The sequence below is a fragment of the Polaromonas sp. P1_G1 genome, from assembly GCF_056405595.1.
The window spans coordinates 72,448-97,375 of sequence record NZ_JBFUBU010000006.1 but is presented as its reverse complement, the minus strand read 5'-3'; the positions used below and the strand labels follow the sequence as shown (position 1 = coordinate 97,375).

Below are 24,928 nucleotides of genomic sequence, written 5' to 3'. Positions count from 1 at the left end.
GCTCTGCTATGCTGTCGGCGCATGGAGAGGGCCTGTTTCACTGGCAAAATCCTGTGCAGGCGCCCTGCGCCGGCGCTTCTCTCACCTCATCAAAAAGGCACCGTTGGCAAGCTTGTCCGTCACCGTCATCACCCACAACGAGGCCCACAACATAGCGGCCTGCCTTCGTTCCGTGAGCTTCGCGGACCAGGTGGTGGTGCTTGATTCCGGCAGCACCGACGACACCGTGGAGATTGCCCGTTCCCTGGGCGCCGAGGTCAGCGCCAGCCCCGACTGGCAGGGCTTCGGCATCCAGAAGAACCGCGCCCTGGCGCTGGCCACTTCGGACTGGGTGCTGTCGCTCGATGCCGACGAGCGGGTGACGCCCGAGTTGCAAGTGGAAATCCTGGCTTGCCTCAAGGCGCCGGCCTTCGACGTGTATTGCTTTCCCCGGCTCTCGAGCTATTGCGGGCAATACATGCGCCATTCGGGCTGGTACCCCGACCGGGTCACCCGCCTGTTCCGCCGCGCCGCAGCTCGCTTCAGCGAGGACCTGGTGCACGAAAAAGTCCTGGCCCAGGGGCCGACAGGCCAGTTGCGTTCGCAGCTGCTGCATGAAAGTTTCCGCAACTTCGAGGCGGTGCTGGACAAGGCCAACCGTTATTCCACGGCGGGCGCGCAAAGCCTGCTGGGCAAAGGCCGGTCGGCCTCGGTCGGCAAGGCCATAGGGCACGGCCTGTGGGCCTTCATACGCACCTATGTCCTGCGCCTGGGTTTCCTGGACGGCAGGATGGGCCTGGTGCTGGCGATCTCGAACGCCGAAGGCACCTATTACCGTTATCTCAAGCTTTGGCTGCTGCGGCGCGAGGCCAAGGGAGTGCCGGACGCCCCATGAAGATCAGCTTCATCGTCCTGACCTACAACCGCACGGATGCCTTGCTGGCCGTGCTGCGCTCGCTGGCCGCGCAGTGCGATGAAGGCCATGAGGTGCTGGTGGCCGACGACGGTTCGCGGCCCGAGCAGGTGCGGATGCTGTTCGACCAGTGCCCGGCGTTCAGGTGCCCGGCGCGCCACATCTGGCATCCCGATGTGGGCTTTACGGCGGCGCGGGCGCGCAACCTGGGCGCCAGCCAGGCGACGGGCGACTACCTGGTGTTCCTCGACGGGGACTGCGTGCCCAACAAGGCCTTTGTGGCGCAGCACACGCGGCTGGCCGAAAAAGGCTGTTTCCTGAACGGGAGCCGGGTGCTTATCAGCGAACGTCTGACAGAACGTGTAGTCAATGGCGCTATCGACCTGCCCAGCCGTCCTGTATGGTTCTGGCTGGGTGCGCGGCTCAGGGGGGACAGCAACAAATTATTGCACCTGCTCCCCTGGCCGCGGCGTTTATTCAGGGTAAAACAAGGCTTTCACTGGCATGGCATACGCAGCTGCAACTTTGGCGTCTGGCGTTCGGACTTTGCCGATGTCAATGGATTCGACGAAACCTTCCAGGGATGGGGGCATGAAGATGCCGACCTCGTACTCAGGCTCCACAACCTGGGCGTCCACCGGAAAAACGGTTTCATGGGCACCGAAGTCTTCCACCTCTGGCACCGCGAGAACCCGCGCGACCAGGAATCCATCAACAAAAAAAGGGTGCTTGAACGCATGAAAACCGATGTGGTCCTGGCCGAAAAAGGGCTTCGTGAACTTGAGCCTTCCTCTGCCCTTGCTTCCACCGTCAAAATAACCTCCCTGCACGGATCCCAATCTCCCCTATGAGCATTGCACCTTTTCTACGCCGCCGTACCCTCGTCAGCCTGCTGGCGGCCAGCGCTTTCCCTGTCTTGCCGGCTTTCGCGCAGTTTCGCGTCGAGGTGTCCGGCGTCGGCCTGACCCAGCTGCCCATCGCCGTTGCCGCGTTTCGCGGCGATGCGCAGGCGCCGCAGAAAATCGGCGCCATCGTGCGGGCCGACCTCGAACGCAGCGGCATGTTCCGCCCGGTCGACACCACCGGCGTCACTGCCGATGAAAACACCCGCCCTGATCTGGGCGCCTGGCGGCAAAAGGGCGCGGATTCCATGGTCACGGGCAGCGTGACGCTGCTGGCCGACGGCCGCTACGACGTCCGCCTTCGCCTCTGGGACATCGTGCGCGGGCAAGACCTGGGCGGGCAGAGCTACACCGTGGGCCCGGCCGACCTGCGGCTGTCGGCCCACCGCATTTCCGATTTCGTCTATGAAAAGCTGACCGGCGAGAAGGGCATCTTCTCGACGCGCATCGCTTATGTGACCAAGGCGGCCCAGAAGTACAACCTCTGGGTGGCCGACTCCGACGGTGAGGGTGCGCAGTCGGCCCTGACCAGCCCGGAGCCCATCATTTCACCGGCCTGGTCGCCCAACGGCTCGCAACTGGCTTATGTGTCCTTTGAATCCCGCAAGCCGGTGATCTACGCGCATGACGTGGCCAGCGGCAAGCGGCGCCTGCTGGCGAACTTCCGCGGCTCCAACAGCGCACCGGCCTGGTCGCCGGACGGCAAGCAGCTCGTGGCGACGCTGAGCCGCGACGGCGGGTCCCAGCTTTATGCGATCGGCCTCAATGGCGGCGAGCCGAAACGGCTGACCCAGTCTTCCAGCATCGACACCGAACCGGCGTTCTCGCCCGACGGCCGCTACATCTACTTCGTGAGCGACCGCGGCGGCGCGCCGCAGATCTACCGTATGAGCCCGGGCGGCGGCAATGCCGAGCGCGTCACCTTCACCGGGGGCTACAACATTTCCCCCGCGATCAGCCCCGACGGGCGCTGGCTGGCCTATGTCTCCCGGGTGGGCGGCGCCTTCAAGCTGCACGTCATGGAACTTGCCACCGGGACGGTCACTCCAATCACCGAAACCTCGGCCGACGAGAGCCCAAGCTTCGCGCCCAACAGCCGCCTGATCGTTTACGCCACCCAGCAGCAGGGCAGGGAAGCGCTGATGACCACCACGCTGGACGGCAAGATCAAGGCAAAGCTGTCCGGCGCCAGCGGCGATATTCGCGAGCCCGACTGGGGCCCTTTCCAGCGCTGATCGGCAGCGGTCTTTTTTTCAATCGTCAACCCGGCCCATTTTTTATTTTTTGCAGAGGTACTCCATGAAACGCACCGTTTTTTCCATCATCTCCTCTCTCGTCCTGGCGGCCACGCTGACGGCCTGCGGCTCCAACGTCAAGCTCAATGACGTTCCCGTCGAAGACCGCACGGGCCAGACCACGCAGGGCGATCCGTCGGGCGCCACAGGCCGGGGCGTCGCACCCGTGGAGATCCAGGGCGCCGATGCGTCGCTCCAGGGCCCAGCCAATGTGGCCAAGATCATCTACTTTGACTTCGACAGCTATGTGGTCAAGCCCGAGTTCCAGGGCACGATCGAAGCCCATGCCAAGTTCCTGACCGCCAACAAAGCCCGCAAGATGAACATCGAAGGCCATACCGACGAGCGCGGCGGCCGCGAGTACAACCTGGCCCTGGGCCAGCGCCGCGCCGAAGCCGTTCGCCGTGCGCTGGGCCTGCTGGGCGTGTCGGATGCGCAGGTCGAGGCCGTGAGCTTCGGCAAGGAAAAACCCGCGGTTCCCGGCTCCGACGAGGAAGCCATGGCGAAGAACCGCCGCGCTGAACTGAACTACCGTTAAGCCGGGTACCGACCGTGAAGACGTTCCGGATCGCCGCGGCCCTCGCGGCCGGCCTGTTCGCGTTCAATGCGCATGCGGGCCTGTTTGAAGATGACGAGGCTCGCCGGGCGATCCTCGATTTGCGCCAGAAAGTCGACGCGGCGCAAACCCGCACGGCCGAAGAGCTGCGCAGGACCACCGAGGACAATGCCCAGTTGCGCCGCAGCCTGCTGGACCTGTCCAACCAGATCGACGCCCTGCGCAACGAGCTGGCCACCATGCGCGGGCAGAACGAAAATCTCACGCGTAATGTGGCCGAGATGCAGCGCACCCAGAAGGACCTGACCACGGGCGTCGACGAGCGCCTGCGCAAGTTCGAGCCCGGCAAGGTCAACGTGGACGGCAAGGAGTTTGTCGCCGACCCCGCTGAAAGGCAGGAGTTCGAAACCGCGCTGGCCACGCTTCGCAAGGGCGACTTCGCGGGCGCGCAGACCGGATTCCTGGCCTTCCTGAAGCGCTACCCGCAGACCGGCTACCGGGCTTCGTCCTTGTTCTGGCTGGGCAATGCGCAGTACGCATTGCGCAATTACCGTGATGCGGTGACCAATTTCCGCTCGCTCGTGACGGCCGAGCCCGACCATATGCGCGCGCCGGAAGCGCTGCTCTCGCTGGCCAACTGCCAGGTGGAACTCAAGGACACCAAGTCGGCCCGCAAGACGCTGGAAGACCTGGTCAAGGCCTATCCCCAGGCTGAAGCGGCTTCGGTCGCCAAGGAACGGCTGGCCAAGCTGAAGTAGGCCGCGCCCCGGGCAGGCTATCCGGCCTGCGGGGGTATCGAGCCATTCTCCCGGCGCATTCGCCCCTAAAATCGGGCGATGGACATCTCCGCACTCAACAGTCTCACGGCCCAGGTTCTCTGGGCCGGTTTTATTCTGGCCATGGTTTTTGGCGCGATTGCCCAGCGCACGCACTTTTGCACCATGGGCGCCGTCAGCGATATCGTGAACATGGGCGACTGGACCCGCATGCGCATGTGGGGCATGGCCATAGGCGTGGCCATGCTGGGCTTCTTCACCATGGCCGCGGCCGGCGTGATCGATCCCGCCAAGACGCTGTATGCCTCCAACCGTTTTATCTGGCTCTCGGCCCTGGTGGGCGGCGCGCTGTTCGGCTTCGGCATGGTGCTGGCCTCGGGCTGCGGCAGCAAGACGCTGGTGCGCATAGGCGGCGGCAGTCTCAAGTCGGTCGTGGTGTTTGCCGTGATGGGCATCGCCGCCTTCGCCACGCTCAAGGGCATCACGGCCGTGGTCCGCGTGGCAACCGTCGACAAGGTGGCCCTTGATTTCACCGCCAACGCGAGCCTGCCCAACTGGGTGGCCGGCGCCATCGGCATCACGCCGGCCGCCGCCGGCATAGGTCTGGCCATCCTCATCGGCCTGGGCCTGATCGTCTGGGCGCTGTTCGGCGAAGAGTTCCGCCGCTTCGACAACCTGCTGGCCGGCCTGGGCATAGGCGGCGTCATCGTGGCCATGTGGTGGGTCAGCGGGCATCTCGGTTATGTGGCCGAACATCCGGAGACCTTGCAGGAAGCCTTCCTCGCCACCAACTCGGGCCGGGCGGAAGCACTGAGCTTTGTCTCGCCCGTGGCCTATACCGTGGACTGGTTGATGTTCTTCAGCGACAAGAGCAAGGTGCTCACGCTGGGCATCGTGTCGGTGTTCGGCGTGGTGGCCGGCTCGGCCGTCTACGCCTTGCTGTCGCGCAATTTCCGCTGGGAAGGTTTTCGCGACGCGGAAGACACCGCCAACCACCTGGTGGGCGCCGCGCTCATGGGCGTTGGCGGCGTCTGCGCCATGGGCTGCACCGTGGGGCAGGGCCTGTCCGGCATCTCGACCCTGAGCCTCACGAGCTTTGTGGCGCTCGCCGCCATCCTCGCGGGCTGCGTGGCGGGATTGAAATACCAGATCTGGCGGCTTGAGCGCTCGGCTTGAGGCATCCTCCTTCACAGCCCATGACGTCCATCCTTGAAGACCTCCCCGCCGACCTGGAACGCCGCTTCGGCGGCTTGGCGCGCCTCTACGGCGCGGCGGGCGCCCAGCGCATACGCGAGGCGCACATCGTGGTCGTGGGCCTGGGCGGCGTAGGCTCCTGGGCGGCCGAAGCCGCGGCGCGCAGTGGCGTGGCCCGGCTGACCTTGATAGACCTCGACCACATCGCCGAATCCAACATCAACCGCCAGGTCCACGCGCTGGACAGCACCCTGGGCCAGGCCAAGGTGCAGGCCATGCGTGAGCGCATCGCGCAAATCCATCCGGGCTGCCGCGTGGACGGCATTGAAGAGTTTGTCGATGCCGCCAACTGGCCTGGCATCCTGGGCCTGGAAGGCGCCTTTGACCGCAAGCAGCTGGCCGTGATCGACGCTTGTGACCAGGTCAAAGCCAAGACCGCCATGGCCGCCTGGGCGATCGCCAACAAGGTGAACCTGGTCAGCGTGGGCGCCGCCGGCGGCAAGCGGCTGGCGCACCGCGTGGACATCGACGACCTGTCCCTGGTCACGCACGACCCCTTGCTGGCGCAATTGCGCTACCGGCTGCGCAAGGAACACGGCGCCGCGCGCAAGGGCAAGATCGGCGTGGCCTGCGTGTTCAGCCGCGAGGCCGTATTGCAGCCCGCCGCCGCGGCCCAAAGCGACGGCAGCCTGAACTGCCACGGTTATGGGTCGGTGGTCAGCGTGACGTCCACCTTCGGCCTGTGCGCGGCTGGCTGGGCACTCGACAAAATTGCCGCCTGAGTTTTTGCGGAGCGCTGAAAAACCACGCTATAATTCAAGGCTTTGCTGCCCTCGAAGCAGCAAAAACCGGGATGTATCGCGAGATACCTTCTTGGGACCATAGCTCAGTTGGTAGAGCAGCGGACTTTTAATCCGTTTGTCGTGGGTTCGACCCCCGCTGGTCCCACCAGAATTCCGGGTTCTTAGCTCAGTTGGTAGAGCAGCGGACTCTTAATCCGTAGGTCGACAGTTCGAATCTGTCAGAACCCACCATTTACATCAAGGACTTAGCCGCAAGGCTAGGTCCTTTTGTCTTTGAGGGCCCGATAAAAGTGTCACCGGACTACCTCCTTGTGGCTGTTGCTCGGCGCTAAACTCCTGTCCAGCGGGAGTCAAGGCATAGCCCCCCGAAGCGCCCGCTTGGATGACGTACATTCATGGTGCAGGCATACACAGATGTGCCGTCCCGAAGCATCACCGATGGTGACCTGACTCCTGGGTTGATACAAGCAGAAAACTTTAATAAGCCGCAACAAGAGAAGAGTTCTACAAGCATGAGGGGGCAGAAAATTAATTCGGAAAAATACAGAACAATTAATCAAATTGGACGATTTAATTTAATTCAGATTTTTCTTGCCGTACTGCTGTCCTTGGTCGTCATTCATGACTTCCTTTTGCACTACAGCTTGATGGATGGTTCAACCAGAAGCAGCTTGCAAATGTTTTTGGAACGTAGCGCACATCGACCATTCGCATTCAGGATTCTCGCGCCAACGGCAATCAAGGTTTTAGATGAAGCCCTGCCGTCAGCGCTTCGTATTGAGCTTGCTGATACCGTCGCCCCCATCCTTTTTGAGAAATATGTCTCACACTTTGTCAAGGAGCGCGAAAGATTTGCCCCCGTAATGTCCAAACGTTCCATGGAGGACTGGTCACATAGCGAATATCGTAGCCGCTACGTCCTGATGGTCGCACTAATGTTCTGTTCATTGGGCGCCTCAATCCTCCTCATGTATAGAGCTGCCATTAAATTAGGGGCGACAAGTGCTGGCGCAAAGGCAGCGATGATCCTTTACGCCATGGTCATGCCGACCATGTTTCTGAATGGCGGGTATTTTTATGATTTCATTGAGCAGCTCGGAGCATTAGCCTTAATCTGTCTTGTCCTTGAGTCGCGTTGGCTACTCGCGTTGTTTACATTGCTGCTAATGCAATTAAACAAGGAAACGGCTTTGCTGATGGTGCTTTATCTGATCCCTTACTCGCTACATCTAAATCAAAAAAGAGTTGCAATGTATGCCTCGCTAGCAATAGCTCTGTGCTTGGTGTTGTTGGCATCCGTTCGGTTTACGTACTCGGGATTGCCTGGCAATGTGTCTGAGTGGCATCTGCCGGAAAACCTAGAATTTTGGTCAGTGCCCGAGCATTGGCTGAGGCTTTGGGATTTCTATTCCATAGGAACTGATTTTCCTAGAATGACTTTTTTGATTTTTTCTGCATTCGTATTGACTGTCGGGTGGCGCTCGAGCATAACGCCGACGTTAATTGCAGCCACTGTCTCCGTTCTAACTTTAGGAGGCCTTCTTGTAACCATGGGTTATCAGGATGAATTTCGGAACATGTCTCTTGCTTTGCCGTTCCTGATTCTGCTTTTGTTTGAAAAATCAACCAATGCATTAAAGGCGCAGCCCACTGTCACAGGCGTGCCACGTGGCAGCCTAGTAAGTTCTACCCAAGCCTGACGTACCCAAGCGAGACAATTAGAGACCGCCAGGAAGTGGATTCAGCCACTCAAAATATCCAGGTTGTAACTTCGAATTCCTCGGATATCTCAACCGTCTCAAGCTCAAGTCCTGGATTTGCCAGAGGTCTCGGCTTATGCCGAATACCCCAGCGCCGACACATCCAGCTGCGCCTGCCTAGCCACCCGTATGCAGTCCTTCATGTGCTCTTCGCCGAAGTAGCGGATGGCCGCGTAGCCGACGGCGGCCGCGACGGCCTGGCCTGCCAGTGGCACGTACTTGGCGGCCTGCTTGGCCGTCAGGCGCACGCCTATCTTGGTGGCGGCTTTGATGACCAGGTCGCGGCTGATGAATTTGCCGATCAGCACTGAACCCACCAGGGTCACGGCTTTTTGCACCTGGTCGCGTTTGTTGGGCTCCAGCTGGTCGAGCTGCTGCGGCGTGAGGCCGAATTCCTGGTTGATCTCGGGAATGAGCCTGGACAGCATGGCCGCGTCCACCATCCAGTCTAGGCCGGGGACGGGCACTGCGCTGGCCGCGGCCGCGACCATGGCGCGCCGGTTGAGCAGCTTGCGGCTGCGTTTGACGGCGGCAGCGAGGGCTGCGTCGCCGGACGCCATTTGCAGGGCAGTGGGCATGACGCTACCTTTTCGCGGCTAGCCGCGCTTTTTGGTGAGCAGGCCGTAAATCAGCAGCAGGACGATGGCGCCGACGATGGAGGCAATCCAGCCCACGGCATCGCCCTCTTTGTAAAAACCGGTGGCGATGCCCGCGTATTTAGCCGCGAAGGCGCCGGCGACGCCCAGCAAAACAGTCATGATGAAGCCCATGCTGTCGTTGCCCGGCTTCAGGGCACGCGCAATCAGGCCGACGATCAAACCGACAACAATGGTTCCGAGTATGGATAGCATGCTGCGAACTCCCTGTCAGTGAGGTGGTGAGGGACCGGATTGGCCCGCCCAGCTCACTTTATACCGCAGCGGTCTCGATCTGCTCGGTCAGCTCCAGCCACCGTTCTTCCAGCATGCCTATTTCTCCCTCGATGGCCTTGAGGCGCTTGCCGGCCTGGGCCAGTTCCGCTGGTGCGGTGGTGGTGCCCAACAGGGCCTGCAGGCTGGCCTGCTCGGTGCTGAGGGCCTTCATGCGCAGGTCGATTTTCTCGATTTCCTTGCGCAGCGGCTTGGTGGCCTCGGCCTGCTGCTGGCGGCGCTGCGCGTCGAGCTTGCGCTGCTCGGGCGTCTCGCGCGGCACGGGCTTCTTTTCTTCCACAGCCGCGGCCGGTGCGGCTGCCTTGGCGGCCGGGGCCGCGCCGCCGGCCTTCTTGGCTTCTTCGCGCTGGCGTTTGGCGTGGTCAAGGAGGTATTTCTGGTAGTCGTCAAGGTCGCCATCAAAGGGAGCGACACCGCCTTGCGACACCATCCAGAATTCGTCGCAGACGGCGCGCAGCAAGGCGCGGTCATGGCTGACCAACATCACCGTGCCTTCAAACTCGTTGAGCGCCATGGACAGCGCCTCGCGCGTGGCCAGGTCCAGGTGGTTGGTCGGCTCGTCGAGCAGCAGCAGGTTGGGGCGCTGCCAGACGATCATGCACAGCACCAGGCGGGCTTTTTCGCCGCCGCTCATGCTGCCCACGGCCTGCTTGACCATGTCGCCGCCGAAATTGAAATTACCCAGGAAGCTGCGTAAGTCTTGCTCGCGCGTGGGCTGGTTGCCCATCTTGCCGGCAGCAGTGACTTCCTTGACCAGTCGGATCATGTGCTCCAGCGGGTTGTCGGCAGGGCGCAGCACATCCAGTTCCTGCTGGGCGAAGTAGCCGATGTTCAGGCCTTTGCCCTCAATCATCTCGCCTTCGATGGGAGCGAGCGCACGGGCGACGGTTTTTACCAGCGTGGATTTGCCCTGGCCATTGGCGCCCAGGATGCCGATGCGCTGGCCGGCCAGCACCGATTTGCTGACGTTTTGCACAATGACGGTAGGCGGCGTGCCCTCAGGTGCGCCCTCGGGCGGCGGGTAGCCGAAGTAGGCGTTCTGCATCGACAGCATGGGGTTGGGCAAGTTGGCCGGTTCCTTGAACTCGAAGGTGAAGTCGGCTTCGGCCAGCAGCGGCGCGATTTTCTCCATGCGGTCCAGCGCCTTGACGCGGCTTTGCGCCTGCTTGGCCTTGCTGGCCTTGGCCTTGAAGCGCGCGATGAACTTCTGCAGGTGGGCGATTTTGTCCTGCTGCTTGGAAAACGCAGTCTGCTGCAGCGCCATCTGCTCGGAGCGCAGGTCTTCAAATTTACTGTAGTTGCCGCCGTAGCGGGTCAGCTTGGCGCTTTCGATGTGCACCGTCACGTCGGTCACGGCATCGAGGAATTCACGATCATGGCTGATGACCAGCATGGTGCCCTGGTAACGTTTGAGCCAGGCTTCCAGCCAGACCARWGCGTCCAARTCCAARTGGTTGGTGGGTTCGTCGAGCAGCAGTAAATCGGAAGGGCACATCAGCGCGCGCGCCAGCTGCAGGCGCATGCGCCAGCCGCCGGAGAAGCTGTTGACCGGGTTGTCCAGTTCGCTGACCTTGAAGCCCAGACCCAGGATAAGCGCCTGTGCGCGCGCCTGCGAGTCATGCGCGCCAGAGTCATACAACTCCATATAGGCGTGCGCCATGCGGTCGCCGTCGCCGCTTTCTTCAGCGGCTGTCACCTCGGCTTGCGCGGCCATCAGCACTACGTCGCCTTCGATCACATAGTCGGTGGCACTTTGCTCGGTTTCGGGCATGTCCTGTGCCACCTGCGCCATGCGCCACTGTGTGGGAATGGAAAATTCGCCGCCGTCCTCATGCAGTGTTCCGTTGAGCATGGCAAACAGCGAGGACTTGCCCGCGCCGTTGCGGCCCACCAGGCCGATTTTTTCGCCGGGGTTGAGGGTGACGGACGCGCTGTCCAGAATCACTTTGGCGCCGCGGCGCAGCACGACGTTTTTGAGGGTAATCATTGAATTGGAAACTTCAGGAAAATTAATCGGGCGGCGAGGGTGTTGCGCGGCTTGCCATGCAAGCGCCGCGCCAGTCACCAGGCACAAAGCCTGGGCATCAAGCCAGTTGTTCGCGCGTCAGCAGCAAGACCTGGTCGGCACCCGAGCTGGTTTCGAACCACAGCGGTTCAAGCGTCGGGAAGGCGCGCTCGAAATTCTCGCGCTCATTGCCGATTTCCAGCACCAGGATCGCATTTTCGCTCATATGGCGGGCCGCGTTTTGAAGAAGGCCTCGAATAAAGTCCATGCCGTCGGCTCCGCCGGCCAGCGCCAGGCCCGGTTCCGCGCGGAATTCAGGGGGCAGGGCGGCCATGCTGGCCGCGTTGACATAGGGCGGATTGCACAGGATCAGGTCGTACTCGCCCGCGCAGGCGGCCAGGCCGTCGGACTCGAGCAGCGTGATGCGGCTGTCCAGGTGGTGGCGGTCCACGTTGATGCGGGCCACAGCCAAAGCGTCCAGGCTGATGTCGGCGGCCTCCACCGCCACGTCGGGATAGGTGATGGCGGCCAGCACGGCCAGACTGCCGTTGCCGGTGCACAGGTCGAGCACGCGGTGGGTGTGTTCCCCCAGCCAGGGGTCTATGCTGGCGTCGGCCAGGAGTTCGGCAATCAGGGAACGCGGAATGATCACGCGCTCGTCGACGTAAAAGGGCAGGCCCATCAGCCAGGCTTCGTTCGTGAGGTAGGCAGCGGGTTTTCGGGTGCTGATGCGCGCGTCCAGCAGCGCGGCGACCTGCGCTTCTTCTTCAGGGCTCACCGGCCGGGCCTCAACCGAATCGAGGTCGTCCAGCGGCAGGCCCAGCTTCCAGAGCACCAGCCAGGCAGCCTCGTCAAACGCATTGGTCGTACCCTGGCCAAAGCCGTCCGCAAAGCTCAGGCCCGCGGCGTCCAGCCTGGCCGCCATCTGTTCGACCAGTGCCAGCACCGTCAGGGGTGTCGCGGCTTGGGTCATGCCGCAGCCAGCCGTTCCAGCACGCCCTTGTAGATGTTCTTGAGCGGGTCTAGCGAGCTCACGGGCACATGCTCGTTGATCTTGTGGATGGTGGCGTTGAGGGGGCCGAATTCGATGACCTGCGGGCAGATCTTGGCGATAAAACGGCCGTCGCTGGTACCGCCGGTGGTGGAGAGTTCGGTCTGCAGCCCGGTTTCTGCCTGGATGGCGCCACGTACCGCGTCGACCAGCGTGCCGGGTGTGGTCAGAAAGGGCAGGCCCCCCAGCGTCCACTTGAGGTCGTAATCGAGCTGGTGGCGGCTCAGCAAGGCCTGCACGCGCTGTTGCAGGCTTTCGGGGGTGGATTCGGTGCAGAAGCGGAAGTTGAAATCCACCACGAGGTCGCCCGGAATCACGTTGGACGCGCCGGTGCCGCCATGGATGTTGGACACCTGCCAGCTGGTGGCGGGAAAGAAGGCATTGCCTGCGTCCCACTGGGTGGCCACAAGTTCGGCCAGCGCCGGCGCGAACAGGTGGATAGGGTTTCTGGCCAGGTGCGGATAGGCGATATGGCCCTGCACACCCTTGACGGTGAGCTTGCCGCTGAGGGTGCCGCGGCGCCCGTTCTTGATCATGTCGCCCACCTGGGCGACCGAGGTGGGCTCACCCACGATGCAATAGTCCAGTACCTCGCCGCGCGCCTTGAGCTGCTCGCAGACCATGACCGTGCCGTCGACTGCCGGGCCTTCCTCGTCGCTGGTGACCAGGAAGGCGATGGACAGGGCCGGGTCGGGATGGGCGGCCAGGAACTCCTCGACCGCCACCACCATGGCCGCGATGGAGGTTTTCATGTCGGCGGCACCGCGGCCGTAGAGCATGCCGTCGCGGTGGCTGGGTGTGAAGGGATGGCTCAGCCACTGGTCCAGCGGGCCGGTGGGCACCACGTCGGTGTGGCCGGCGAACACCAGGGTTTTGGCCGGCGCCGCAGCGCCGGAGGCCTTGCCCGCGCGCTTGGCCCAGAGGTTGGTCACGCGAAAGCTCTCGGGGCCGCTGGCGATGGTTTCGCACTCGAAGCCCAGCGGCGCCAGGCGTTCAATCAGCAAGGCCTGGCAGCCGGCGTCGTCGGGCGTGACGGAAGGGCGGGCAATCAGTTGCTCGGCGAGGTGCAGGGTTCGGGACATGGTCGTTCAGTCGCGTTCGAGTCGGCCCGAAGAGACGAGCGCCGTCGTGTTTTTCTAGTGCTTCACGTCCAGCGTGATTTCGGTGAAGGACGGTTCGTCATCCGGGTCTTCCTCGGGCTCCAGCATCTTGGCCTTGACGGCGAAGTCGTTCTCGAGGCGCCACATCAGGTTGGTCGGCGAATCGGCGTAGAGAATGCCTTCCTTGCGGGTGACGGTGCCGTCCACGATCAGTTTGGCGATGTCCTGCTCGAAGGTCTGGGAGCCCTCGGCCATGGATTTTTCCATGGCTTCCTTGACGCCGGAGAAGTCGCCTTTTTCAATCAGCTCGGCGATCAGCTTGGTGTTGAGCATGACCTCCACCGCCGGCGTGCGGCCGCCGTCCTGCGTGCGCAGCAGGCGCTGCGACACGATGGCCTTGAGGGCCGCGGCCAGGTCGCCCAGCATGGTGCTGCGCACCTCGACCGGGTAAAAGCTCAGGATACGGTTGAGCGCCTGGTAGCTGTTGTTGGCGTGCATGGTGGCCAGGCACAGGTGGCCCGACTGCGCATAGGCAATGGCGGCCGACATGGTTTCGCGGTCGCGGATTTCGCCGATCAGGATCACGTCGGGCGCCTGGCGCAATGCATTTTTGAGCGCCACCTGCAGGGATTGCGTGTCGCTGCCGACTTCGCGTTGGTTGACGACCGACTTCTTGTTGGTGAACAGGAACTCGACCGGGTCCTCGATCGTGAGGATGTGGCCCAGCGAGATCTCGTTGCGGCGGTCCATCATCGCGGCCAGCGTGGTGCTCTTGCCGGCGCCGGTGGAGCCCACCATCAGCAGCAGCCCGCGCTTTTCCATGATCAGGTCGGCCAGGATGGGCGGCACGTTCAGGCTGTCGAGCGGCGGAATTTCCGTGGGGATGAAGCGGATCACCGCGGCATAGGTGCTGCGCTGGCGGAAGGCGCTGATCCGGAAATTACCCAGGCCGGCGATGGGCAGTGCCATGTTGAGCTCGCCGATTTCTTCCATCTCCTCGATGCGCTCGGGCGGCAGCACTTCTGCCAGCAGGTTGCGCGGGGCGTCCGGCGGCAGGATTTGCGCGTTGATGGGAATGGCCTGGCCGTTGATCTTGATCAGGGCGGGCGAATGGGCCGACAGGTAAACGTCCGACGCTTTTTTGTCCGCCATCAAGCGAAGGATTCTTTCCATCGTGCTCATAGTCCGCTCCCAGTCAATTCAATATGTGTCATCAAGCCCGAAGGCCGTGTTCAGTCACGCAGCAAATCATTCAGGCTGGTGGTGGAACGCGTCTTGGCGTCCACGCGCTTGACGATCACCGCGCAGTACATGCTGTACTTGCCGCCGGCCTTGGGCAGGTTGCCCGAGACCACGACGGAACCCGCAGGGATGCGGCCGTAGGTCACGGTGTCGGCTTCACGGTCGTAAATCGGCGTGCTCTGGCCGATGTAGACGCCCATGGAGATGACCGAGTTTTCTTCGACGATCACGCCTTCGACGACTTCGGAGCGCGCGCCTATGAAGCAGTTGTCTTCAATGATGGTGGGGTTGGCCTGCAGGGGTTCAAGCACGCCGCCCAGGCCCACGCCGCCGGAGAGGTGTACGTTGTTGCCGACCTGCGCGCAGCTGCCCACGGTGGCCCAGGTGTCGACCATGGTGCCTTCGCCGACCCAGGCGCCGATGTTGACGTAGCTGGGCATCAGGATCGCGCCCTTGGCGATGTAGCTGCCGCGGCGCGCCACGGCGGGCGGCACCACGCGCACGCCGGTGGCGCGCATTTCAGCTTCGCTCAGGTGGGCGAACTTGGTGGGCACCTTGTCGAAAAAGCCCAGGTCGCCGGCGCGCATCAGTTCGTTGTCCTTCAGGCGAAAGCTCAGCAGCACGGCTTTCTTGATCCATTGGTGGGTGGTCCACTGGCCCACGCCTTCCCGGGTGGCCACACGCAGCTTGCCGCTGTTGAGCTGGGCGATGGTGTGCTCGACGGCGTCCAGCACTTCCTTGGGGGCCGACTGGGGCGACAGGTTCGCGCGATTTTCCCAGGCCGCGTCAATGGTGCTTTGCAGGTTGTCTTGTGTCATGTTGGTTTCGGTCTTGTTTTCAGTGAATTTTGGATTGGATGAACTGAACGATGCGCTGCGCCGCTTCCACGCATTCGGCGGTTTCTGCCACCAGCGCCATGCGGATTCTGCCGGCGCCGGGGTTGTGCCCCTGCGCGTCGCGCGCCAGGTAACTGCCCGGCAACACCACGACATTGTAGAGAGCGAGCAGCTCGCGCGAAAACGCGGTGTCCGAGCCCTTGAAAGACGCGGGGATTCCGGCCCACAGGTAAAAGCCCGCGTCGGGCAGGGCGACGTCCATCACGGCCGAGAGCATGGGCGTGACCTGGGCGAATTTTTCGCGGTACATCGCGCGGTTGTCCGTCACGTGGCGTTCATCGTTCCAGGCCGCGATGCTGGCGGCCTGCACGACAGGGCTCATGGCGCTGCCGTGGTAGGTGCGGTAGAGCAAAAAAGGCTTGATCAGGGCGGCGTCCCCGGCCACAAAGCCGCTGCGCAGGCCCGGCACGTTGCTGCGTTTGGAGAGGCTGGTCAGCGAAACCAGGTTCTTGAAGTCATGCCGGCCCAGCGTGGCGGCCGCCTGCAGGCCGCCCAGGGGTGCCTCGTCGCGGAAGTAGATTTCGCTGTAGCACTCGTCGGAGGCGATCACGAAGCCGTGGCGGTCGCTGAGCTCGAACAGCAGCTTCCACTCGCCAAGCGACATCACGGCGCCCGTGGGGTTGCCCGGCGAGCAGACAAACACCAGCTGGGTCTTGGCCCAGACGGCCTCGGGCACGCCGGCCCAGTCGACCGCGAAGTTGCGTGCCGGGTCGCTGGGGGCGAACCAGGTCTGGGCGCCCGCCAGCAGGGCCGCGCCCTCGTAGATTTGATAGAACGGGTTGGGACAGACCACGGTGGCCCCGGGCTTGCCGGCGTCCAGCACGGTTTGCGCGAGTGAAAACAGGGCTTCGCGTGAGCCGTTGACGGGCAGGATCTGCGTGGCCGGGTCCAGCTTGAGGTCGTAACGGCGGGCCACCCAGTCGGCCATGGCCTGGCGCAATTTGGGCTCGCCCAGGGTGCCGGGGTAGCTGGCCAGGCCGCTCAGGCTGGCCGTCAGCGCGTCTTTGATCAGCTGCGGTGTGGCATGGCGGGGCTCGCCTATGCCCAGGCTGATGGCTTTGAAGGCGGGATTGGGGGTGACGTCGGCGTGCAGCTGGCGCAGCCGCTCAAAAGGATAGGGCTGGAGACGTGAAAGCAGGGGATTCATACCCGGATTATCCAGCCTTGGCCCGGCTCCAAAACGACTGGCCGCCTGATCCGCCTGTCCAAGGGGGGCAGGCTGCTGCCAAATTGATAGCTTGAACGCCAGGCCCCATGCCGCGGCAGCGGTGCTGGCGAGGGTGGTTTAAGGCTGGCCCGCCGCGACGGGGCGGAAGGCGCCCGGGCCGGGCCCGCGCGGCGCGAAGCAAAGTGTTTCACGCCAGCCCCGTCAAGGGCCTTTTTCCCGGCAAAATCCCGGTCCCGCTCGGGTAACATGACGGACCGTGCCGCTTGCCGAAAGCGGCACCCGATATGTCAGCGTTTGCCGTAAAACGCTATAAGAATCAACGAGTTAGCCTCGGGCTACGCTCAAGCTCATAAAAACAGGGACAGCCGTGCGTCTCAATTCGATCAAGCTATCAGGTTTCAAGTCATTCGCGGAGCCCACCAATTTTSTCTTGCCGGGCCAATTGGTGGGTGTGGTAGGCCCCAACGGCTGCGGCAAGTCCAACATCATGGAYGCGGTGCGCTGGGTGCTCGGCGAGAGCAAGGCTTCCGAACTGCGCGGCGAGTCCATGCAGGACGTSATCTTCAACGGCACCACSASSCGCAAGCCGGCCAGCCGCTCCAGCGTGGAACTGGTGTTCGACAACGCCGACCACCGCGCCGGCGGCCAGTGGGGCCAGTTTGTCGAGATCGCCGTCAAGCGCGTGCTGACGCGCGACGGCACCTCCAGCTACTACATCAACAACCAGCCGGTGCGCCGCCGCGACGTGCAGGACGTGTTTCTGGGCACCGGCCTGGGCCCGCGCGCCTACGCCATCATCGGCCAGGGCACCATCAGCCGCATCATCGAGTCCAAGCCCGAAGAGTTGCGCCTCTTCCTCGAGGAAGCCGCCGGCGTGTCGAAGTACAAGGAACGCCGCCGCGAAACCGCCAACCGCCTGTCAGACACCCGCGAGAACCTGACCCGCGTCGAAGACATCCTGCGCGAACTCAACGCCAATCTCGACCGGCTCGAAAAGCAGGCCGAAGTGGCCCTGCGCTACAACACCCTGCATGCCGACGCCAGCCTCAAGCAGCACCAGCTGTGGTTCTTGAAACGCGCAGAGAGCGAGGCCGACCAGTCCAAGGTCAAGGCCGATGCCGAAAAAGCCGTGAACGACCTGGAAAGCCGCGTGGCCGACCTGCGCCACATCGAGGCCGATCTGGAAACCATTCGCCAGGCCCACTATGCGGCCGGCGACCAGGTCAACCAGGCCCAGGGCAAGCTTTATGAAGCCAGCGCCGAAGTCGGCCGGCTGGAAGCCGAGATCCGCTTTGTGGTCGACGGCCGCCAGCGCGTCGAGCAGCGGCTGAACCAGCTCAAGGAACAGACCACGCAGTGGGCCACCCGCAAGGAAGACGCCGCCGTCGAAACCGAAAGCCTGGCCGCGCAGGCCATCGAGGCCGAGGAAAAAGCCGAACTGCTGGCCGCGCAAACCGAAGAACACCAGACGCAGCTGCCCGCGCTCGAAGACGCGCTGCGCCAGGCCCAGGCCAAGGCCAACGAGCAGCGCGCCAGCGTGGGCCAGGTGCAGCAGCAGATCCAGGTGCTGGCCGCCGACCAGCGCAACATCGAAGAGCAGTCGCGCTCCTTAAGCCTGCGGCTTGAAAAGCTCACCGCCGACCGCAACGCGCTCAACGCACCCGACGAAGCCCGGCTGGCCAACCTGAATACCCAGTTCGCCGCCGCGCAGGAAGCCCAGGCCGAAGCCGAGGCCCGTTTGCACGAGCTGACCGACAGCGTGCCGCAGCTCGACGAGGAGCGCCGCACGCTGCAGCACACGGTCAATACCGAATCCGCCAAGCGGGCCGACCTGTCGGCGCGCATGGAAGCGCTCAAGGCCTTGCAGGAAAAGGTCAAGACCGACGGCAAGCTCAAGCCCTGGCTGGCCAAGCACGGCCTGGACGGCTTGCAGGGCCTGTGGAGCCGCATCCACATCGAACAAGGCTGGGAAAATGCTCTCGAAGCCGCGCTGCGCGAACGCCTGGGCGCGCTCGAAGTCAGCCGGCTCGACATGGTGCGCGGCTTTGCCGGCAGCGACGGGCAGGGCACGCCGCCCGCCAAGCTCGCGTTTTATTCGCCGCCCGGCGCCGCCGCGCCCACGCGCGTCAATGCCGCGATCAACCTCAAGCCGCTGACCGAGCTGCTGCGCCTGAACGACGCCGGGCAATCGGCGTTGCTGGGCGACTGGCTCAACGGCTGCTACACCGCCGCCAGCCTGGACGACGCGCTCGCCGCGCGCGACAAGCTGCAGGCCGGCGAGGTGATTTTTGTGCAGAGCGGCCATGCCGTGACGCACCACAGCGTGAGTTTTTACGCCCAGGATTCCGAGCAGGCCGGCCTGCTGGCCCGCGCCCAGGAAATTGAAAACCTCGACAAGCAGCTCAAGGCCCAGGCCCTGATCAGCGAGGAAGCCCGCTCCGCCCTGGTGCGCGCTGAAGCCGCCTACGCCGACGCGGCCCAGCGCCTGGCCACGGCCCGCCGCGAAACCGCCGAAGGCCAGAGCCGCACCCACGAGCTGCAGGTCGAAGTGCTGCGCCTCACACAATTGGCCGAGCAGACCCGCGCGCGCAGCGAGCAGATCCAGGCCGACATGGCCGAAATCGAAGCCCAGCTCGGTGAGCTGCAGGAGCGCAAGGTCACGGCCGAGGGCCGCTTTGAAGAACTCGACATGCAACTGGCCGACAGCCAGGAGCGCCATGCGCAGCTCGACGACCGCGTGATCGAAACCGAACGCAAGCTCGGCGAGTCGCGCGAGCAGCAGCGCACACTCGAGCGCCAGGCCCAGGAAGCCACCTTTGCATTGCGCAGCCTGGCCTCACGCCGCGAAGAGCTGACCCGCTCCATCGACATCGCCGCGCAGCAAGCCGCCTCCATCGCCAGCGAAGAGGCGCAGGCCCGCGAAGAGCTCACGCGCCTGACCGACGCCGCCGCGCAGGCCGGCCTGCAAAGCGCCCTGAGCGTGAAGCTCGAGCGCGAGGCCGACCTGGGCGCCAAGCGCAGCCAGTACGACGACCTGACCAGCAAGCTGCGCGCCAGCGACGAGCGCCGCCTGCAGCTGGAGCGCGAGCTCGACCCGCTGCGCCAGCGCATCACCGAGTTCCAGCTGAAAGAGCAGGCCGCGCGCCTGGGCTTTGAGCAGTACGCGCAGTTGCTGGCCGATGCCCAGGCCGACCTGGCCGCCGTCGAGCAGTCCATCCTGTCCGGCAATGTGCGCCTCACCGGCCTGCAGGGCGAGATCGACCGCATCAACCGCGAAATCCAGTCGCTGGGCGCCGTCAACCTGGCCGCGCTGGACGAGTTGAGCACCGCGCGCGAACGCAAGCAATTCCTCGACGCGCAGTCCGCCGACCTGAACGAGGCCATGACCACGCTGGAAGATGCGATCAAGAAGATCGACATCGAAACGCGCGACCTGCTCTCGAGCACTTTCGAGACGGTGAACGGCCATTTCGGCCGCATGTTCCCCGAGCTCTTCGGCGGCGGCAACGCCAAGCTCATGATGACCGGCGAGGAAATCCTCGACGCCGGCGTGCAGGTGATCGCCCAGCCGCCCGGCAAGAAGAACCAGACCATCCACCTGCTGTCCGGCGGCGAAAAAGCGCTCACGGCCATCGCGCTGGTGTTTGCCATCTTCCAGCTGAATCCCGCGCCTTTCTGTTTGCTGGATGAGGTCGATGCGCCGCTGGACGACGCCAACACCGAGCGTTACGCCAAGCTGGTGCGCTCCATGAGCAAGGAAACCCAGTTCCTGTTCATCAGCCACAACAAGATCGCCATGGAAATGGCCGAACAGCTGATAGGCGTGACCATGCAGGAACAGGGCGTTTCGCGCATCGTGGCGGTGGACATGGAAGCCGCCATCGGTTTCGCAGAAGCAGCCTGATCCCACAATGAGCACTTTGCAGATCAGTCTGGCAGTGGTGGGCGGGCTGGTGCTGGCCGGCGTCGTGGCGCACAGTGCCTGGTCGTCGCGCCGCAACCTGCCCAAGCGTGCTACGCCGGAGGCCGTGCCTATGCCTGAACCGGCTACGGCAAACCATCCCCAAACCGAGGGTGATGAAGGCGGCGAGCCGGAGCGCCTGGAGCCCAGTTTCGACGCCGATTCGGGCTTGGCCTCCCTCAATTCATTGACCCGGCTTACCACGCCCGAGCGCAAGCCGGGCCTGGACATCCTGATCGACGCCATGGCGGCCGTTGCCCTCGAGGGCGTGGTCTCGGGCGAAGCCGCGCTGGCCGCCATGCCCAGCACGCGCCGCGCCGGCAGCAAGCCTTTCGGTGTCGAAGGCCTCAGCGTGATCACCGGCGAATGGGAATTCCCCACGGCCGGCCACCGCTACAGCGCCTTCCAGTGCGGTGTGCAACTGGCCAACCGCACCGGCGCGCTGAACCAGATCGAATACTCCGAATTTGTCATGAAGGCCCAGGCCTTTGCCGACGCCGTGGGCGGTGAGCCCGAGTTTCCCGAGATGCTGGATGAAGTCGCGCGTGCCCGCGAACTCGACCAGTTCGCCAGTGCCCACGACGCGCAACTGAGTTTCACGCTGCGCGCCGTCAACACCGCCTGGAGCCCCGGCTATGTGCAGCAAAGCGCGGCACGCCTGGGTTTTGTCGCCGGCTCCATTCCCGGCCGCATGGTGCTGCCGGCCAGCCAGCAGGGCCACGCGCCCATCCTGGGCCTGGCCTTCGACACCCAGGCCGCCATGGCCGAAGACCCCGAACAGACGGCCCTGCGCGAACTCACCCTGTCGCTGGACGTGCCGCAGGTGCTGCGCTCCGAGCAGCCCTTCGCCCGCATGTGCGAAGCCGCGCTGGCCTTGGCCGCCAACATGGACGGCGTGATCATCGATGACAACGGCAACCTGATCCGCCCCGAGGCCATGGAAGTCATCCACGCCGACCTCGAGCAGCTCTACGACACGCTGGACAGCCGCGATTTGTCGGCGGGTTCGGTGCTGGGGCGCCGGCTTTTTTCCTGATTTTCCCCGGCCTTGCGCCCCATTTCGAGTGTTTCCATGGCCACCAAAGACCTGTTTGCGCAGCCCCAACCGTCGCCGCAGCCAACTTCCGCCGCGGCGCGCGCCGCCGCCCTGCGCGCGGAACTGCACCTGCATGCGCACCGCTATTACGTTCTTGACGAGCCCACGATCCCCGATGCCGAATACGACAGGCTGTTCAGGGAGCTGCAGGAACTTGAAGCCGCCCACCCCGAACTGCTGACGCCGGACTCGCCGACCCAGCGCGTGGGCGGCAAGCCGCTGGACCAGTTCGCCAGCGTGCGCCACAAGCTGCCCATGCTCAGCATACGCACCGAAACCGACACCGAGGCGACGGGCGCGCAAAACTTCGACACCCGCGTGCGCAAGGAACTGGGCCTGGCCGAGTCAGACCCGCCGGTGGAGTACGTGGCCGAACTCAAGTTCGACGGCCTGGCCATGAGCTTGCGTTATGAGAACGGTATCCTGGTGCAGGCCGCCACGCGCGGTGACGGCGAGGTCGGCGAGGACGTCACGCAGAACATCCGCACCATCAACCAGATTCCGCTTCGATTGCCCGCTGACGCTCCGCCGGTCATGGAAGTGCGCGGCGAGGTTTATATGCGCCGCGCCGATTTTGAGGCGCTCAACGAAAAGCAGCGCGAGAAGATCGCGCAAGGCGCCAAGGGCGAAAAAACCTTCGTGAACCCGCGCAATGCGGCGGCTGGCGGTGTGCGCCAGCTGGATCCGGCCCTGGCCGCGCGGCGGCGCCTGAGTTTTTTTGCCTACGGCCTGGGCGAGGTCACGCCGGCGGAAGAGGGCGGCCCGGCCTTCGAGAGCCACCTCCAGTTGCTGCTGACGCTGCGCTCCTGGGGTTTTCCGGTGGCAATACAGACGCAGCTTGCGCAGGGCGCTCCCGAGCTGATCGCTTTCCACCAGGCCATGGGCAAGCAGCGCGACAGCCTGCCTTACGACATCGACGGCGTGGTCTACAAGGTCAACAGCCTGGCGCTGCAGAAAAAGATGGGCTTTGTCTCGCGCGAACCGCGTTGGGCCGTGGCGCACAAATACCCGGCACAAGAACAGCTCACCACCGTGCAGGCCATCGAGGTGCAGGTGGGGCGCACCGGCAAGCTCACACCGGTGGCCAAGCTGGCGCCGGTGTTTGTTGGTGGCGTCACCGTGACCAATGCCACGCTGCACAACGAAGATGAAGCGCGCCGCAAGGACGTGCGTGTGGGCGACACCGTGATCGTGCGCCGCGCGGGCGACGTGATCCCCGAAGTCGTCAGCGTGCTGCTTGAAAAACGCGTGCACGATGCGCCGCAGTTCAGCATGCCGCGCAAATGCCCGGTCTGCGGCTCGGACGCCGTGCGCGAGGAAGGCGAAGCAGACTACCGCTGCACGGGCGGCCTGTTCTGCGGCGCCCAGCGCAAGGAGGCCATCCTGCATTACGCGCACCGCCGCGCCGTCGAGGTCGAAGGCCTGGGCGACAAGCTGGTCGAGCAACTGGTGGACGCCAACATCATCCGCACCTTGCCCGACCTTTACAAGCTGGGCCTCACGGCACTAGCCGAGCTGGACCGCATGGCCGAAAAATCGGCCAACAACTTACTCGAAGCACTCGAAAAATCCAAGCAGACGACTTTGCCGCGCTTCCTGTTCGGCCTGGGCATACGCCACGTCGGGGAGGCCACGGCCAAGGAACTAGCACGGCATTTCGGCAAGCTGGACAGCATCATGGACGCGACCGAAGAACAGTTGCTGGAAGTCAGCGACGTGGGCCCCATCGTCGCGCAAAGCATTCGCACCTTCTTTGAGCAGCCGCACAACCGCGAAGTGGTCGAGCAGCTGCGCGCCTGCGGCGTCACCTGGGAAGAGGGCGAGCCCGCCGCCCGGGCGCCGCAGCCGCTGTCGGGCAAGACCTTTGTCATCACCGGCACCTTGCCGACCCTGAGCCGCGACGAGGCCAAGGACAGGGTCGAGGCCGCCGGCGGCAAGGTGGCTGGCTCGGTCAGCAAGAAGACCGACTACGTGGTGGCGGGCGAGGAGGCCGGCAGCAAGCTGGTCAAGGCGCAAACACTGGGCGTGCCCGTGATTGATGAGGCTGCGCTGCTGGCCATGTTGGCCGGGCCGTCAGAGTGACGTTTCCTGACGATCTTTGCATGGTGAGCCAGGTCTGCCGCAGCGCCGGCACCACGGAGTAGCTGTCGCCGGCTTCGGCTTACATGGCGTTACCGGGGTTTGCACGCGGGACGTCAGGCCGGAGGCCCTCGCCGGACGTTGAAAAGACCTGTACACACAGGAGCTTTCCATGAATAACAAACGTTTGCCCGCCCTGGTGGCGGCCGCCGGCCTGGCCGCCTTGCTGTCCGGTTGCGTCGTCGCCCCTGTCGGCCCACCCGTGGCGGTTTACCCGTCCCGCCCCGTGTATGTTGAACCCGCCCCTGTTGTGGTGGTACCCGCGCCAGGTTATTACCGAGGCTGGGGCTACAGGCATTGGCGTTAAGAGCCGCACACAAAACCCTCCTGGCGTTGTTGCGCCGCCTTGCCGTGCTGGTGCACTGTCTGCGGCGACGCGCCTAGCCAGGACCGCTTCGCTGGGTTTTGTGAGCGGCTCTTGGGTCATATCCAAACGGGTGCCACGCCGCCATAATCGGCGCATGACCATTCGCGAAATCCTCAAGATGGGTGACCCGCGGCTGCTGCGTGTCGCCCAGCCCGTCACCGCTTTCGACACCGACGAGCTGCACCTGCTGATCTCGGACATGTTCGACACCATGCGCGCCGTCAACGGCGCGGGTCTGGCGGCGCCGCAGATCGGCGTGGACCTGCAACTGGTGATTTTCGGCACCGACGCGGTCAACCCACGCTATCCCGACGCGCCACTGGTGCCGCGTACGGTGCTGCTCAACCCGGTGATCAAACCCCTGGGCCCCGAGGAAGAGGACGGCTGGGAAGGCTGCCTCTCGGTGCCCGGGCTGCGCGGCGTGGTGCCGCGGTATTCGCGCATCCACTATGCTGGTTTTGACCAGTATGGCGATGCGATAGAACGCACGGTGGAAGGCTTTCATGCGCGTGTGGTGCAGCATGAATGCGACCACCTGATCGGCACGCTGTACCCCATGCGCATCCGCGATTTCACGCAGTTTGGTTTCACTGAAGTACTCTTTCCCGGGCTGGATGCGTCGGACGACGACTAAAAAGAAGAACGGCCAGCCGGGGGCGATGGAAAAATATTAAAGAGACATTCCGATGTATGGCGTAGCGCCGGCCGTTGCGCACCGCCAGAAGATCACTCTGCTTTATGCCCATCTGCGACAGTCAGCAGACGAACGGTCAATGGCTAGCGCCTGAAGGAGAAA

21 protein-coding genes and 2 tRNA genes are annotated in these 24,928 nt (G+C 63.8%); 15 read left to right on the top strand and 8 right to left on the bottom strand.

What is annotated here, in order from left to right; translation table 11 throughout:
* Positions 1-103 precede the first annotated feature (103 nt).
* The 10 genes from AC1D1Y_RS04085 (at position 104) to AC1D1Y_RS04040 (ending at position 8,118) form a co-directional block, all read left to right on the top strand.
* The gene (locus AC1D1Y_RS04085; RefSeq protein ID WP_477681216.1) at positions 104-874 is read left to right on the top strand and encodes a glycosyltransferase family 2 protein; all 771 of its coding nucleotides are present in this window, start codon (positions 104-106) and stop codon (positions 872-874) included.
* Complete coding sequence (locus AC1D1Y_RS04080; RefSeq protein ID WP_477681215.1) at positions 871-1,743, top strand: glycosyltransferase family 2 protein; 873 nt, start codon at positions 871-873, stop codon at positions 1,741-1,743. The genes AC1D1Y_RS04085 and AC1D1Y_RS04080 overlap by 4 nt, the downstream gene beginning before the upstream one ends.
* Positions 1,740-3,029: a Tol-Pal system beta propeller repeat protein TolB gene (gene tolB, locus AC1D1Y_RS04075; RefSeq protein ID WP_477681214.1), complete on the top strand. Its 1,290-nt coding sequence runs from the start codon at positions 1,740-1,742 to the stop codon at positions 3,027-3,029. The genes AC1D1Y_RS04080 and tolB overlap by 4 nt, the downstream gene beginning before the upstream one ends.
* A 64-nt stretch (positions 3,030-3,093) precedes the next feature.
* Positions 3,094-3,627, top strand: coding sequence for a peptidoglycan-associated lipoprotein Pal (pal, locus tag AC1D1Y_RS04070; protein ID WP_477681213.1), 534 nt, complete (start codon positions 3,094-3,096; stop codon positions 3,625-3,627).
* Between the two features lie 14 nt (positions 3,628-3,641).
* Complete coding sequence (ybgF, locus tag AC1D1Y_RS04065; protein WP_477681212.1) at positions 3,642-4,403, top strand: tol-pal system protein YbgF; 762 nt, start codon at positions 3,642-3,644, stop codon at positions 4,401-4,403.
* Positions 4,404-4,481: 78 nt separating this feature from the next.
* The gene (locus tag AC1D1Y_RS04060) at positions 4,482-5,597 is read left to right on the top strand and encodes a YeeE/YedE family protein (protein WP_477681211.1); all 1,116 of its coding nucleotides are present in this window, start codon (positions 4,482-4,484) and stop codon (positions 5,595-5,597) included.
* 20 nt (positions 5,598-5,617) lie between these two features.
* On the top strand, positions 5,618-6,397 hold the full coding sequence (locus AC1D1Y_RS04055; protein ID WP_477681210.1) for a tRNA threonylcarbamoyladenosine dehydratase: 780 nt from the start codon (positions 5,618-5,620) through the stop codon (positions 6,395-6,397).
* Positions 6,398-6,490: 93 nt separating this feature from the next.
* Positions 6,491-6,566 (top strand) — tRNA-Lys (locus AC1D1Y_RS04050).
* Between the two features lie 7 nt (positions 6,567-6,573).
* Positions 6,574-6,649 (top strand) — tRNA-Lys (locus AC1D1Y_RS04045).
* Between the two features lie 164 nt (positions 6,650-6,813).
* A complete protein-coding gene (locus AC1D1Y_RS04040) occupies positions 6,814-8,118 on the top strand; it encodes a hypothetical protein (RefSeq protein ID WP_477681209.1) in 1,305 nt (434 codons plus the stop codon).
* Positions 8,119-8,252: 134 nt separating this feature from the next.
* Here AC1D1Y_RS04040 and AC1D1Y_RS04035 read toward each other — a convergent pair whose 3' ends face one another.
* The 8 genes from AC1D1Y_RS04035 to dapC all read right to left on the bottom strand — a co-directional run bounded on the left by AC1D1Y_RS04035 (position 8,253) and on the right by dapC (position 16,548).
* The gene (locus tag AC1D1Y_RS04035; protein ID WP_477681208.1) at positions 8,253-8,756 is read right to left on the bottom strand and encodes a hypothetical protein; all 504 of its coding nucleotides are present in this window, start codon (positions 8,754-8,756) and stop codon (positions 8,253-8,255) included.
* A gap of 18 nt (positions 8,757-8,774) precedes the next feature.
* A complete protein-coding gene (locus AC1D1Y_RS04030) occupies positions 8,775-9,029 on the bottom strand; it encodes a GlsB/YeaQ/YmgE family stress response membrane protein (protein WP_477677895.1) in 255 nt (84 codons plus the stop codon).
* A 58-nt stretch (positions 9,030-9,087) separates the two neighbouring features.
* Positions 9,088-11,094 (bottom strand): ABC-F family ATP-binding cassette domain-containing protein, encoded by a 2,007-nt coding sequence (locus AC1D1Y_RS04025; RefSeq protein ID WP_477651895.1) that lies wholly within the window; start codon positions 11,092-11,094, stop codon positions 9,088-9,090.
* Between the two features lie 97 nt (positions 11,095-11,191).
* Positions 11,192-12,085, bottom strand: coding sequence for a 50S ribosomal protein L3 N(5)-glutamine methyltransferase (gene prmB / locus AC1D1Y_RS04020; protein ID WP_477681207.1), 894 nt, complete (start codon positions 12,083-12,085; stop codon positions 11,192-11,194).
* The gene (dapE, locus tag AC1D1Y_RS04015) at positions 12,082-13,245 is read right to left on the bottom strand and encodes a succinyl-diaminopimelate desuccinylase (RefSeq protein WP_477681206.1); all 1,164 of its coding nucleotides are present in this window, start codon (positions 13,243-13,245) and stop codon (positions 12,082-12,084) included. Before dapE ends, prmB begins: the two co-directional genes overlap by 4 nt.
* A gap of 54 nt (positions 13,246-13,299) precedes the next feature.
* The gene (locus AC1D1Y_RS04010; protein ID WP_477651892.1) at positions 13,300-14,445 is read right to left on the bottom strand and encodes a PilT/PilU family type 4a pilus ATPase; all 1,146 of its coding nucleotides are present in this window, start codon (positions 14,443-14,445) and stop codon (positions 13,300-13,302) included.
* 50 nt (positions 14,446-14,495) lie between these two features.
* On the bottom strand, positions 14,496-15,323 hold the full coding sequence (gene dapD / locus AC1D1Y_RS04005) for a 2,3,4,5-tetrahydropyridine-2,6-dicarboxylate N-succinyltransferase (RefSeq protein WP_477677899.1): 828 nt from the start codon (positions 15,321-15,323) through the stop codon (positions 14,496-14,498).
* Positions 15,324-15,342: 19 nt separating this feature from the next.
* Entirely contained in the window at positions 15,343-16,548 is a 1,206-nt protein-coding gene (gene dapC, locus AC1D1Y_RS04000; protein ID WP_477681205.1) for a succinyldiaminopimelate transaminase, read from the bottom strand.
* 388 nt (positions 16,549-16,936) lie between these two features.
* On the opposite strand from dapC, the gene smc reads away from it, so the two are divergent.
* From smc to def, 5 genes are all read left to right on the top strand, one after another.
* Positions 16,937-20,473 (top strand): chromosome segregation protein SMC, encoded by a 3,537-nt coding sequence (gene smc, locus AC1D1Y_RS03995; protein ID WP_477681204.1) that lies wholly within the window; start codon positions 16,937-16,939, stop codon positions 20,471-20,473.
* Positions 20,474-20,480: 7 nt separating this feature from the next.
* Positions 20,481-21,566 (top strand): cell division protein ZipA C-terminal FtsZ-binding domain-containing protein, encoded by a 1,086-nt coding sequence (locus tag AC1D1Y_RS03990; protein WP_477681203.1) that lies wholly within the window; start codon positions 20,481-20,483, stop codon positions 21,564-21,566.
* Between the two features lie 36 nt (positions 21,567-21,602).
* Positions 21,603-23,708, top strand: coding sequence for an NAD-dependent DNA ligase LigA (gene ligA / locus AC1D1Y_RS03985; RefSeq protein WP_477681202.1), 2,106 nt, complete (start codon positions 21,603-21,605; stop codon positions 23,706-23,708).
* A gap of 169 nt (positions 23,709-23,877) precedes the next feature.
* Positions 23,878-24,072: a hypothetical protein gene (locus tag AC1D1Y_RS03980; RefSeq protein ID WP_477651886.1), complete on the top strand. Its 195-nt coding sequence runs from the start codon at positions 23,878-23,880 to the stop codon at positions 24,070-24,072.
* Positions 24,073-24,226: 154 nt separating this feature from the next.
* Complete coding sequence (def, locus tag AC1D1Y_RS03975; RefSeq protein ID WP_411879299.1) at positions 24,227-24,766, top strand: peptide deformylase; 540 nt, start codon at positions 24,227-24,229, stop codon at positions 24,764-24,766.
* Positions 24,767-24,928: the final 162 nt, after the last annotated feature.